A 12,060-nucleotide genomic window follows, 5' to 3' on the forward strand; every position below is an offset into this window, starting at 1 on the left:
GGCTTTATTATTTATAAATGACGCTGCCGGCTTCTTTAAACTCTCTGGATTTTTCCTCCATGCCTTTTTCGATGGCCCGCTGTTCCTCGAGCCCCTGCTGTTTGGCATACTCGCGAATGTCCTGTGTAATTCTCATGCTGCAGAACTTGGGGCCGCACATCGAGCAGAAATGAGCCGTCTTGGCGCCTTCCGCTGGAAGCGTCTCGTCATGGTATTCCATAGCTCTTTCGGGGTCCAGCGACAAATGAAATTGATCTCTCCAACGGAACTCAAAACGCGCCTTGGATAAGGCGTTATCCCTTTCCTGGGCTCCGGGATGGCCTTTGGCCAAATCCGCCGCGTGGGCTGCGATTTTGTACGCGATGACGCCTTCGCGAACATCATTCTTGTTCGGAAGACCCAGATGCTCTTTCGGAGTTACATAACAAAGCATGGCGGTACCGAACCAGCCGATCATGGCTGCGCCGATAGCTGAAGTGATATGGTCGTACCCCGGGGCTATGTCTGTCGTAAGAGGGCCTAAGGTATAGAACGGGGCTTCCTGGCATACTTCAACCTGACGATCCACATTTTCTTTAATCATGTGCATAGGAACATGGCCGGGTCCTTCAATCATGACCTGAACATCATGCTTCCATGCGATTCGGGTCAGCTCGCCAAGCGTCTCCAATTCGGCAAATTGAGCTTCATCATTGGCATCCGCAATGCATCCCGGGCGCAATCCATCACCAAGGGAGAAAGCGACGTCATAGGTTTTCATGATTTCACAAATTTCTTCAAAATGAGTATAAAGGAAATTTTCCTGATGATGCGCCAAACACCACGCCGCCATGATGGAACCGCCGCGGGATACGATTCCCGTAACCCGCTTCGCCGTCAAAGGAACATAGCGTAACAGCACACCGGCATGAATGGTAAAGTAGTCGACGCCTTGTTCGGCTTGTTCGATCAGGGTATCCCGATAAATTTCCCAAGTCAGATCCTCCGCTTTACCGCCGACTTTTTCCAAGGCCTGATAAAGAGGGACGGTACCGATGGGCACGGGGGAGTTGCGAATGATCCATTCACGGGTGGTATGAATATGTTTGCCTGTGGACAGGTCCATGATGGTATCTGCGCCCCAGCGGGTCGCCCATCTCATTTTTTCGACTTCTTCTTCAATCGACGAAGCGACAGCCGAATTGCCGATATTGGCATTGATTTTGACTAAAAATTTACTGCCGATAATCATCGGCTCGCTTTCCGGGTGATTGATGTTGCACGGAATTATCGCCCGGCCTCGTGCGACTTCGCTGCGGACAAATTCCGGGGAGACGTTCTCGCGTATGGCGATATATTCCATTTCGGGCGTAATGATTCCTTTTCTGGCATAATGCATCTGCGTTACATTCGCTCCGCTTTTGGCTCGTAACGGTTTGCGCTGCAATCCCGGAAATCGTTCTTCCCGCTTGACGGATTCTTCTTTTGAATATCCGTTGTCCTCCGGCTTGACCGCTCTTCCCGCATATTCTTCAACATCGCCGCGCTCCAATATCCAATTCCGGCGGTTAAGCGGAAGTCCCGAGCGAATATCGGTTTGGATGCTGCCGTCTGTGTATGGACCGCTGCAATCATATACCCTGACAGGCGGGTTCTCTTGTACATTGCCGCCGATGGTTGTCGGGGTTAGGCTAATTTCCCGCATAGGTACTTTAATATCCTCCCGCGAACCCTGCACATACACCTTCTTGCTCCCCGGAAAAGACGAAAGATGAGGGGCTGCTTCTTTTTCTTTGATTTCGCTTGCCATTTCAATTCCTCCTCAGAATGAATGTGATCAAGCGGAGAAACCCTTCGATGCAAACCAAAAAGACCGCAACGGGAAAGAAGCGGTCTTTGAATACACAAAGGCTAGGACTTTTCCTCCGCTGGCATTACCCAGATCAGGTTTTACGGTCGACAGCAATCGGCTGTCCTCTCAGCCTGGCAACTCCCAAGCTCCCGTTGTTATTCAACTGTCATACCAATAATAACCATAAGATCTTGAAAAATCAACCTGTTTTTATATCACGGCACCCTGTTGGAATGATGATTCCGGTGCGGAGCATTGCAGAATTTAGTGCTTCAGAATCTTCCTGAAATCGGTTATGATAAACAGTGAACGTGTGCATTAAAGCGGGGTGGATGAATGAAGTGAAAACGGGGAGAGACCGGGGATGAATGATACGCCTGAAGTGCGAAACTATAGGATACCGCTGTTTTGTACGGTCACGTTGATGTTCTGGTTTTCGATGTATACTTGTGTGCCGATCTTGACCGCATACGTTGAATATCTGGGCGCCTCTTATAAAATGGCCGGACTGATTGTCGGCATGTACGGATTGAGTCAAATGCTTCTGCGGATACCGGTGGGCGTGGTCTCGGACCGTTATCACAAGCACAAATGGTTTATTGTATTTGGCTTGTTTTTTTCGGTTTTATCCGGTGTCGGGATTCTGGTTACGCAGGAACTGACGTGGATTCTCCTGCTCAGGGCCGCGGCAGGCGCGGCTGCGGCGACGTGGGTAGACTTTACGGTTTTGTTTGCCAGCTACTACCGTCAGGAAGAGACGACGCAAGCGATCGGAACGATTTCATTTTACAACTCGCTCGGTCAAATGTTCGGCATTCTCTGCGGCGGGTGGTTCGCGGATAGGTATGGCTGGGAATCTTCTTTTCTTATCGGTGCCGCCGCAGGCGCTCTGGGGCTTGCGGGTGCTTTCTTTCTTGTAGAAACCCCTAAGAAAAGCACACAGCCCATGACCTTCAAAGGCATGCTGGAGGTAGGCAGCGACAAGAGGCTGTTGACCGTCTCTTTTCTGGCTGTCCTTTTTCAATTGCTGACATTCGCTACGGTTTTTGGATTTACTCCCGTATATGCCCAGTCGATCGGAGCGACGAAGCTCGATATGGGACTGCTGACGTTCTTTTCCACGTTTCCTATGGCGATAGCGTCCCTGGTAGGGGGCAGATATGTAGCCCGGAAACTGGGTGAAAACCATATCATCATCATCGGCTTCATCTTTTCCGGAATCTTTACAATTCTTATACCGTTTTCTTCAACCTTGTGGATGCTGATGGTTACCCAATGTCTTGCGGGGATTGGCCGTGGACTCACAGCGCCCGTATTGATGGCTCTCAGCATAAAGCATATGGATGCGGGAAGAAGGGCTACAGCGATGGGGTTTTATCAGGCCATCTATGGCTTGGGGATGTTTGCAGGTCCGCTGGTCATGGGGGTAGCCGGAGATTTATTGACCTTGCGGCAGGGTTTTATTATGATCGGCGCTTTAGGATGTGCAACGGCACTGCTGTCCCATGCGTTGTTAATGCAGCGCGGTCTTCCGTTAGGGGATACCCGTTCTGCGAATGATCAGGCCTGATCATTCGCAAACCAAACGCCCGAGCTGTAAGCCCGAGCGCAGGTCGATGGATCATATTAGATGAACCATGCAGTCGAAACGATAACGAGAAGAATGAAAAGGACGAGAATCACGCCAATAGAAGTAAAACCTCTTGCGAAGCTCATTGATGACAGCCTCCTTTCGCTATAACATATTGTCATCTTATGAATTACATTGATCGGGGGATTGGGTCTTTTCTAAAAATGTATATATATAACAAGTGAAATCCGGTCATTTATTTCGGAGGCAAGCTGGTTTGGAACTCGGAAAAGAGAAGAAAAAGAGCTGCGACCGCATTCTGGCATTCTTTTTTTTTGAGTCATTTTGCCGGGAGATGCCAAAGGAAAGGGGCGGGCCGAATGATCCCTCTAAAGATTTCCAAAGAGCAAAAAGAACAAATGGTGTGGCGCGTTCAGCAATATTTTGAAAAAGAAAGAACCGAATCGATCGGAAATCTGGAGGCCGAGCAGTTGATTGATTTTATGATCGGACTGGTAGGACCCCCGGTATACAACCATGCCATTGGGGATGCCAGACGAACGTTGCTGGAGAGGATGTCGGCGCTGGAAGACGAGCTGTACTCCCTGGAGAAACCGGTGGGAAGAAGCCGGTAGACGGGAGGCGATGAGTCGCCTGTAGAATGGAGGAGCGAGATGGTAAAAACGATAAGAAACGGATTGATATTTGCCGCGGCGGTTCATTTTTTGTTATTTACCGTTCAGATCATTTCCGGTTATGTGATGACGATGCTCTATGTTCCCGATATCATCAGTACCTATGAATCCGTAGAGGTGCATCATCGGACCGTATCGTTCGGTACAGCCGTGAAGGTTCCGGGGTGGGCTTATATGATTACCTTTATCGGTTGTGTACTGCTCTATGCTTTTCTCATCAAGCCGGCACTCCACCACTGGAAGCAGCGAAGAAACAGACAATAGACGATGGTCCGTCTGAAGCTTCCTCATTTTTCTGTTTCAAGAGACACAGGGCTTGTGATATAATGTCTCATTAGTTATGCAAATGTTTGTGTAGGGAGTGAGCAGTTTTGTCTCTGATAGTTATGAAGTTCGGCGGCAGCTCCGTTGGCGATGCGGAAAGAATGAAACGTGTGGCCAACCGCGTAGTAGAGAGACAGCGCGAGGGCCATCAGTGCGTGGTTGTCGTTTCGGCGATGGGAGATACCACCGATGATTTAATTGACTTGTCCAAACAAATTTACACAGGAACCCCTCCTGCGCGTGAGATGGATATGCTGCTGACGACCGGGGAGCAGGTTTCGATTGCTTTATTGTCCATGGCGATACATAGTCTGGGAGCATCGGCTGTTTCCTTCACCGGATGGCAGGCGGGGATGTACACGGATGCGCTCCACGGCAAAGCCCGGATTACCGATATTCAGCCGCAGCGTGTGCTTAAAGCGCTGGAAGAAGGCAAGATCGTCATTGTTGCGGGCTTTCAGGGTATGAGCGCAGAAGGGGAGATCACGACGCTTGGGCGAGGCGGGTCGGATACGACGGCCGTTGCGCTTGCCGCAGCGATTCAGGCGGATGTGTGTGAAATTTTCACCGACGTGGACGGCGTTTATTCGACGGACCCGCGCATCGTCAAATGTGCGCGCAAGTTAAACGAAATTTCGTACGATGAGATGCTGGAGCTCGCCAATCTCGGAGCGGCGGTACTGCATCCCAGAGCGGTTGAATACGCAAAGAACTATAATGTAAAGCTGGTTGTCAGATCCAGCTTCAACCATAACGAAGGTACGCAAGTGAAGGAGGAAGCGGCGATGGAACAAGGCATCGTGGTACGCGGCATTGCATACGATAAAAATGTAGCGAGAATCAGCATTCTGGGTGTGGAAGAAAAACCAGGACAGTTGGCCCAGGTGTTCACGGCTTTGGCCAAGGAACAGATCGATGTGGACATTATCGTGCAAAGCGGTGTGATTAACGGACTCGCGGATTTCTCCTTTACCGTATCCTCGTCCGACTTGGAAAAAGCGCTGCAGGTTATTGCAGGCATTCGCTCTTCCGTGGGCTTCCGTGAAGTGACCTCCGAGACGAATTTGGTGAAAGTGTCCATCGTGGGGGCAGGCATGGTCAGTACGCCGGGCGTCGCCGCCAAGATGTTCGAAGTAATCTCGGAGCTCGGTATCAGCATCCTGCTGGTCAGCACGTCCGAAATCAAGACTTCCTGCGTTATCGAGAATGGCCGTTTGAACGAAGTGGTTCAAGCTCTGCACACGGCATATGGCCTGGATACGGATCAAACCGTATTTGTCGGCGGACCGTCGGAAAGAAGATAAGCTAGCGGATTTTATCAAATAAGAAAGTAAACGCTCTAAGCAAAAAAGCAGTAATGCCGGCGGCCATCAATGGACCGACGGGTATGCCCCTGAGGAAAATAATTCCAAATATCGAACCAATGACCAGACCCACAATCATTTGTGGGTCTAATTTTAATAGCTCAAGCCCCTTGCCGTTCATATACGTGGCGATGGCTCCACCCAGTAAGGCCAGTATTCCGGGCCAAGTGGTAAACATGGAAGAGACGTCCTTGATGGAAATTTTCTCACTGGCAAAAGGGACCAGAACTCCCATCGTCAAAAAGAGCAGCCCCAGTTCGAGCCCTCTTCGTTCGATGGTGGGCAAATACCGCTCAAGGCTGATCAGCTTCACGATCAAGAGCACACAGGCGGCTGTCGTAATAATATGGGAACGGCCAATCAGCCCGATGATAATCAGTGCAACAAGCAGTATCTCTCCGTTCATGGTTAAGCCCCTTGTCCATTTGGTATCACTTTATATGTATGAGGGGTCAACCGAATTAGAACGAAGCATTTTTCTGTTTATTAACCATACAAAACCGGTCGCGGGATTCCATACGGTGAGGCCGCCGATATGCAGAACGGCGGCTTCCCGCTGCCGCTTAGGACATGATTGCTCACTGCTTCTCCCCATTTTCTCACTGCCATTGCGCAGAACTCTCCTGCAGCTTTCAAATCACCATAGCTCCGTCATGGAATTGCGGGACGGCTTGAATCCGGTTGACCTGACTGCAGTAAAGAACATCTTCTTTATATCCGAGCCGGATCAGACGTTTGCCGTTCGAGCATGACAGTATCGTCTCCGGGAGCCGGTCGTGCGTTTGGCGGTACGCATGCATCATGGCCAGACCCAGGTCGTTCACCTCGCAGCCGCCGCCGGTGAGCCGGACCAGTTCGTCGGCCAGCAATCCTGCGCACAGTCCGTCCTCCAGACTGAATACGTCGTGAGTCCCCGCGCACAGCAGGGCAATCTCCTTCTGCAGCTGCAGCGCCTTGACCGCGCAGCTGGACGCATTCAGTAAGGAGCCTGCCAAAATATGCGCCGCTTTATGTGATTTTTGCACTGCCCTGGTTCCGTTTGTCGTCGTCATGATGATGTTCTTCCCTTTGACGGCTTCGGGAGCATATTCGAACGGAGAATTGCCGAAGTCAAAGCCGGGTATTTTCTTGCAGCTGCGTTCGCCTCCCAGCAAGTCCCCCGGACGCTGCAGGCTTTTGGCCTGCGCTACCGTTTCGGTGGGTACGACGGACCTGCTGCCGTTCGTGAGCGCCGTCAGCATCGTGGACGTGGCCCGCAGTACATCGATGACGATCACTGTTTTGTTCTGAAGCTCATCCGTTCGCGCTTCGCCCACGCTGGCGATGACCTGCACATTCATTCCTTTGCCCAGCCTCCCCTCTAGATTTGCCAATTGAAGCTTTGATAGGACTCCTGTCTGGAAACATCAGCCAAAAGCAGCGTATCCGACCTAAGCCCCCGCCGCAGAGCCTCTAACGAAATGATATCTCCGGGAACAATGTTGCCGAGGTGGATATCCGTGCCCAGCATTTGCAGCAGATGTACCTGCTGCTCCTTTTGCGGTGCTTCCCATAGCAGCAGGTCGGTGCTGGGAACCCGGTTTAACACCCGCTCTATTTCTTCATCTATACATGCTCCGTTTGCGTCATAAATGCCTACGCCTTTGCCCGATTCTCTTCCTTCAATCGTAATCAGACTGGCGCCCAGCTGCGAATCGATCGTTACCGTTTGGATCAGCTCTTCGATCTCAATAGATGAACCCCAGCCTTTTTTGCCGTATTCGGTAATGACCATAAAGCCCTCGTTCAGGCCGCGGCAAATCAGTTCGCTGCGCAGGCTGCGCGACATTTCGATCGTTCCGTCCGATATTTCCAACCCGTTAAACCCCAAATATTTTGCCATCTGAAAAAAATGGTCTGTCTCGTCCTGTCGTATCGCAACTTCCAGGAACGTACCGCCTGGATATACGGTAATGTCATATGCTTTGGCCATCTCTATTTTTTTCTTGAGAAAATCCGCCATATAAAGCGGCGAGGTGCCGAAGCCGATTTTCAGCATGTCGATATAGTCGCCTGCCGTTTGCAACAGATCTTCTAAGGCATAAAGCCCCAGTCCTTTGTCGATCACCATGGTTTTTCCCGATTGCCGCGGTTTAGGCGTCCGGCGTCCGGTCGGATCACTGAGCAGTGCATTCCACTGCAGCGGTATTGATACCTCCATCTAGTTATCGCCTCGCTGTAGGTTAGTCTTGGATTACTGTGTCATCATATGCATTTTCAGTTGGGGGTGTGCCCAGTATTCCTAAAATAAGACGAGCCTGCATAGGATGGGTATAGAGACCAAGGGATGAGGTGAAACGTCGATGTTGAACAAGATTGTGTTCAGTATGGCCATGATCCGAATCGTTTCAGGAGGTATCGAAATTGCTGCGGCCCTGCTCATGCTTCGATTTAACCAGATTGAGAAAGCGCTGCTCGTGAACTCGGGGCTGGCGCTCGTAGGGCCATTCGTACTTCTGACAACAACGACGATTGGGCTGGTCGGGCTGGCGGATAAGCTTTCGGCAGGCAAAATGTTATGGGTGATGGCGGGGGTCAGCTGCATTTTTATCGGAATCTTAAAAAAGTAATCTGTCATATTTCACTAGGTAAGGCATACACATGATTGTAGAAGTTGGACAGACTGACGCCGGTAGAAGCGCGGTAACCGTCGCAATGCTGATGACGGGCAATAGAGCGCCGCCGTAACCGTCGAATGTGGGAGGAATGTACTTTGATCGGATCGGTTCTACCGTTTTTTTCTGCCCCTGTGCGGCAGATTCTATTAACTCTACCAACGCGAATTCAAGCCGAATTGCAAGAAATCCGCATTCGCGAGTCGCGTCCGCTTGAAGTCATATGGAGCACGGGACATGGTTTTGTTGCCGAAAAAGGCGGCTTGAGCCCGAATCCCGAGCAAGCATACCGGGCGACCCACAAAGATTGTGCAACGCTGCTGGAGCTCTTGACCCAGCATTCTATGTATACGTTTGAGGAAGAGCTGAAGCGGGGATTCATTACCGTAGCCGGCGGGCATCGGATAGGTCTCTCCGGCCGGACGGTGGTCGAGCAGGGCAAAGTGAAATATATAAAAGACATCAGCGGGTTTAACATTCGGCTTGCCCGGGAATGGAAAAAGGCGGCGGCAGGGGCGTTGCCGTTCCTGCTGGAGCCAAGAGACGGGAGTGTTTATCGAACACTGGTCATTTCTCCGCCGCAGCAAGGAAAGACCACATTCATCCGCGATTTGGCCCGGCTTCTCAGCTCAGGCGGCAAGGTCAACGAATCGGGAAGGTCTTACAGGAGCTTCAAGGTCGGCATCGTGGACGAACGCTCCGAGATCGCAGCCTGCGTGAAAGGCGTGCCGACCTTCGACGTCGGTCCCCGAACCGATGTACTCGACGGCTGTCCGAAGGCCGAGGGCATGATGATGATGATCCGTTCCATGTCTCCGGAAGTGCTGATCGCCGATGAAATCGGACGGGCTGAAGATGCAGCCGCCATTCATGAAGCGCTTCATGCGGGAATCAGCATTGTAGCGACTGCGCATGGACGGGATATCGAAGATGCGAAGCGACGTCCGATCCTGCGGGAGCTGCTTGAAGCCGAAGTCTTTGACCGGTTCGTCGTTTTGCACCGCAGGACGGGGGCTGCCGCTCCTCCGGGACCGAATACGGCGGTGTTTGATCAAATTGGTAAACGGATGGATGACAGGCTTGCCTTGAGAGGGGGGATGACCTTATGAGCGCGAGCGAAAGAAGGAGTCCAGGATGCTGAAGCTCTTGGGCGCCATGTTGATTCTGCTGGCAGGCACTCTCCTGGGTTTTTATCAGGCATCCCAATTATCGCGCAGGCCTAAGCAAATCTCCGAGCTGATTCGGCTTTTGCAGCGGCTGGAGACGGAAATCGTGTACGGCTTCACTCCGCTGCCGGAAGCGCTCAGACAAACCGGGCGAGCGGGGACCCATCCGGTGGGATCCTTGTTTCTGGACACGGCGGCTGAGCTGGTGAAACCGGACGGGCGTTCCGTCCAAACCATTTGGGAACAGACGTTGACTGCCGGCTGGAGAAATACCTCCATGAAGCCAAATGAGAAGGAAGTGCTGCTGCAGCTCGGCTCTACCCTGGGGCTGACCGACAGAGAAGACCAGGTTAAGCATCTCAAATTGGCCGTCAATCAACTTCAAGGTGAAGCGGACTGCGCCCGCGAGGAACAGCAGCGGTATGAACGGATGTGGAAAAGCCTGGGACTGCTGATGGGGCTGCTCGTCGTCATCTTGATGTATTAGGTGAGGTGCCGCCAATGAACGTAGATGTAAACGCGATATTCCAGATTGCCGGCATCGGCATCATTATCGCCATGATTCATACCGTGCTCAAGCAAATGGGCAAAGAAGATATGGCCCATTGGGTAACCGTCATCGGCTTTGTCGTGGTGCTGTTTATGGTCGTCCGGTTGTTAGACAGCCTGTTTAATGAAATCAAGACAATTTTCCTCTTTCAATAAGAGGGGGGGATGCCTGTGGAGATCATACAAGTGGTGGGACTCGGGTTGATCACGACGGTTCTTGTGCTGGTCATCAAAGAGCAGAAGCCAATGTTTGCCTTTTTGCTCACCGCCTTCACGGGGATTACGATCTTCTTATTTTTAATCGGTAAAATATCGACAGTCATCGGGGTGCTGGAGGAACTGGCGAACAAAGCCGAAATCAACCTGATATTCCTCAAGACCATTCTGAAAATCATCGGCATCGCCTATATCGCGGAGTTCGGGGCGCAGGTCGTCAGAGACGCGGGGCAGGAGGCGATTGCCTCCAAGATTGAACTCTCCGGCAAAATCCTCATTATGGTGATGGCCATCCCGATCGTGTCGGTCATCATCGAAACCGTGGTCAAGCTGCTTCCCGCTTAAACCATTGCGGCACACTGGAGAGGCGAAGCGAACCAGGAGATGAAGCTATGCTGCATCTAAAAAAACGTATGTCGCTTGAGACAGGCCGCTATCCCGGCGGTGGAAAAAGCAGGGATCGGCGCCCGGAGCTCCTGCTCCTCTGGATCGCTGTGATCACGGCGCTGCTGCTTGACGGAGGGAATGCTTTAAGCTGCTGGAAGCCGGGGGGCTGCGGAATGACCGCATACGCAGCGACGCCGGTAGAGGAGTTGATTCGCGAGCAAGCGGAGCGGCTGCCGCTCGATCAGGTGGAGCAGTTCTGGGGCCGCTTGATGCGGCAGTACGGCGGGTATTTTCCCGATGCCGCAGCGCCTTCGTTTATGGATTTGCTGCTCGGGGCCAAAGAGATCAGCCCCGGTTCGATTTTCTCCGGGCTTTTGCGGTACTTTTTTCACGAGCTGATTTATGGCGGCAAACTGCTTGCATCCATCGTGATCCTATCGGTTTTCAGCATGCTGTTGGAAACGCTCCAGAGCTCCTTTGAGAAAAACAACGTAAGCAAAATCGCGTACGCCATATCATTTCTGGTTTTGATGATTATGGCGGTGAACAGCTTTAACCTGGCGATTGGTTACGCCAAATCCGCCATTTCGGAAATGACCCACTTTATGATTGCCGTAGTTCCGCTGCTTCTGACGCTGCTGGCCTCCATGGGGAATGTCGTATCGGTATCCGTGCTGCATCCGCTGATTGTATTCATGGTTTATGCCATAGGGACGGTGATTTATTTTTTCGTTTTTCCCCTGTTGTTTTTTTCGGCAGTGCTTCATATCGTAAGCGCGCTGTCGGACAAATATAAAGTAACGCAGCTTGCGAATTTATTACGAAATATCAGTTTGGGCTGTTTGGGGATATTCGTAACCGTTTTTCTCGGGGTGGTATCGGTTCAAGGGGGCGCGGGAGCGATTGTGGATGGAGTGACGATCCGTACGGCCAAATATATTGCGGGCAATTTTGTGCCGGTAGTAGGCAGGCTGTTCTCCGATGCTTCGGAAACGGTTATCGGCGCGTCGCTCCTGGTCAAAAATGCGGTAGGCTTGTCGGGGGTCGTGATTATTCTGGTACTTTGTGCGTTTCCTGCACTGAAAATTATTGCGCTTGCCTTCATATATAATCTTTCCGCGGCGGTCATGCAGCCGTTAGGCGATCATCCGATGACCGCATGTCTGGCAACCATCGGGAAAAGTTTGATTTACGTATTTGCTGCTCTGGCAGCGGTAGGGCTCATGTTTTTCTTGGCGATTACAATCCTGATTGCGGCGGGGAACGTATCCGTGATGATGCGATAATCCTCCGAACGGGAAGGG

At 51.7% G+C, this 12,060-nt stretch carries 15 protein-coding genes and 1 riboswitch; of the genes, 10 read left to right on the plus strand and 5 right to left on the minus strand.

Going from position 1 to position 12,060, the window contains the following annotated elements:
• Positions 1-7: 7 nt before the first annotated feature.
• Positions 8-1,789, minus strand: coding sequence for a phosphomethylpyrimidine synthase ThiC (gene thiC / locus BLT35_RS00255; RefSeq protein ID WP_074726771.1), 1,782 nt, complete (start codon positions 1,787-1,789; stop codon positions 8-10).
• Between the two features lie 92 nt (positions 1,790-1,881).
• A riboswitch (TPP riboswitch) is annotated at positions 1,882-1,994 on the minus strand.
• A 201-nt stretch (positions 1,995-2,195) separates the two neighbouring features.
• Between thiC and BLT35_RS00260 the strand changes: the two genes are divergently transcribed.
• Positions 2,196-3,401, plus strand: coding sequence for an MFS transporter (locus BLT35_RS00260; RefSeq protein ID WP_074726772.1), 1,206 nt, complete (start codon positions 2,196-2,198; stop codon positions 3,399-3,401).
• A gap of 56 nt (positions 3,402-3,457) precedes the next feature.
• On the opposite strand, the gene BLT35_RS00265 is transcribed toward BLT35_RS00260, so the two are convergent.
• Positions 3,458-3,547, minus strand: a complete 90-nt coding sequence (locus BLT35_RS00265; protein WP_074726773.1) for a sporulation protein YjcZ — start codon at positions 3,545-3,547, stop codon at positions 3,458-3,460.
• A gap of 234 nt (positions 3,548-3,781) precedes the next feature.
• On the opposite strand from BLT35_RS00265, the gene BLT35_RS00270 reads away from it, so the two are divergent.
• The 3 genes from BLT35_RS00270 (at position 3,782) to BLT35_RS00280 (ending at position 5,724) form a co-directional block, all read left to right on the plus strand.
• A complete protein-coding gene (locus tag BLT35_RS00270) occupies positions 3,782-4,036 on the plus strand; it encodes a DUF2164 domain-containing protein (protein ID WP_217437285.1) in 255 nt (84 codons plus the stop codon).
• A gap of 39 nt (positions 4,037-4,075) precedes the next feature.
• Complete coding sequence (locus tag BLT35_RS00275; RefSeq protein WP_074726774.1) at positions 4,076-4,360, plus strand: hypothetical protein; 285 nt, start codon at positions 4,076-4,078, stop codon at positions 4,358-4,360.
• Between the two features lie 107 nt (positions 4,361-4,467).
• A complete protein-coding gene (locus tag BLT35_RS00280) occupies positions 4,468-5,724 on the plus strand; it encodes an aspartate kinase (RefSeq protein ID WP_062408944.1) in 1,257 nt (418 codons plus the stop codon).
• A 1-nt stretch (position 5,725) separates the two neighbouring features.
• Here the strand turns inward: BLT35_RS00280 and BLT35_RS00285 are convergent, their stop codons facing one another.
• The 3 genes from BLT35_RS00285 to comA all read right to left on the minus strand — a co-directional run bounded on the left by BLT35_RS00285 (position 5,726) and on the right by comA (position 7,984).
• Positions 5,726-6,190 (minus strand): DUF441 domain-containing protein, encoded by a 465-nt coding sequence (locus BLT35_RS00285; protein WP_054817748.1) that lies wholly within the window; start codon positions 6,188-6,190, stop codon positions 5,726-5,728.
• A gap of 226 nt (positions 6,191-6,416) precedes the next feature.
• A complete protein-coding gene (locus BLT35_RS00290) occupies positions 6,417-7,124 on the minus strand; it encodes a 2-phosphosulfolactate phosphatase (protein ID WP_054817749.1) in 708 nt (235 codons plus the stop codon).
• 20 nt (positions 7,125-7,144) lie between these two features.
• Complete coding sequence (comA, locus tag BLT35_RS00295) at positions 7,145-7,984, minus strand: phosphosulfolactate synthase (protein WP_074726775.1); 840 nt, start codon at positions 7,982-7,984, stop codon at positions 7,145-7,147.
• 142 nt (positions 7,985-8,126) lie between these two features.
• On the opposite strand from comA, the gene BLT35_RS00300 reads away from it, so the two are divergent.
• From BLT35_RS00300 to spoIIIAE, 6 genes are all read left to right on the plus strand, one after another.
• Entirely contained in the window at positions 8,127-8,393 is a 267-nt protein-coding gene (locus BLT35_RS00300) for a YqhV family protein (RefSeq protein ID WP_062408942.1), read from the plus strand.
• A 143-nt stretch (positions 8,394-8,536) separates the two neighbouring features.
• Positions 8,537-9,547: a stage III sporulation protein AA gene (gene spoIIIAA / locus BLT35_RS00305; protein WP_074726776.1), complete on the plus strand. Its 1,011-nt coding sequence runs from the start codon at positions 8,537-8,539 to the stop codon at positions 9,545-9,547.
• Positions 9,548-9,572: 25 nt separating this feature from the next.
• A complete protein-coding gene (spoIIIAB, locus tag BLT35_RS00310; protein WP_062408940.1) occupies positions 9,573-10,091 on the plus strand; it encodes a stage III sporulation protein SpoIIIAB in 519 nt (172 codons plus the stop codon).
• Positions 10,092-10,105: 14 nt separating this feature from the next.
• On the plus strand, positions 10,106-10,309 hold the full coding sequence (gene spoIIIAC / locus BLT35_RS00315) for a stage III sporulation protein AC (protein ID WP_054817751.1): 204 nt from the start codon (positions 10,106-10,108) through the stop codon (positions 10,307-10,309).
• Between the two features lie 15 nt (positions 10,310-10,324).
• Positions 10,325-10,714: a stage III sporulation protein AD gene (gene spoIIIAD, locus BLT35_RS00320; RefSeq protein ID WP_062410962.1), complete on the plus strand. Its 390-nt coding sequence runs from the start codon at positions 10,325-10,327 to the stop codon at positions 10,712-10,714.
• 47 nt (positions 10,715-10,761) lie between these two features.
• Positions 10,762-12,042, plus strand: coding sequence for a stage III sporulation protein AE (spoIIIAE, locus tag BLT35_RS00325; RefSeq protein ID WP_062408939.1), 1,281 nt, complete (start codon positions 10,762-10,764; stop codon positions 12,040-12,042).
• The last annotated feature ends 18 nt before the right edge of the window (positions 12,043-12,060 follow it).

Origin of the sequence: Paenibacillus naphthalenovorans, assembly GCF_900099895.1 — a bacterium.
In the GTDB taxonomy this organism is placed as follows: Bacteria; Bacillota; Bacilli; order Paenibacillales; family NBRC-103111; genus Paenibacillus_G; species Paenibacillus_G naphthalenovorans.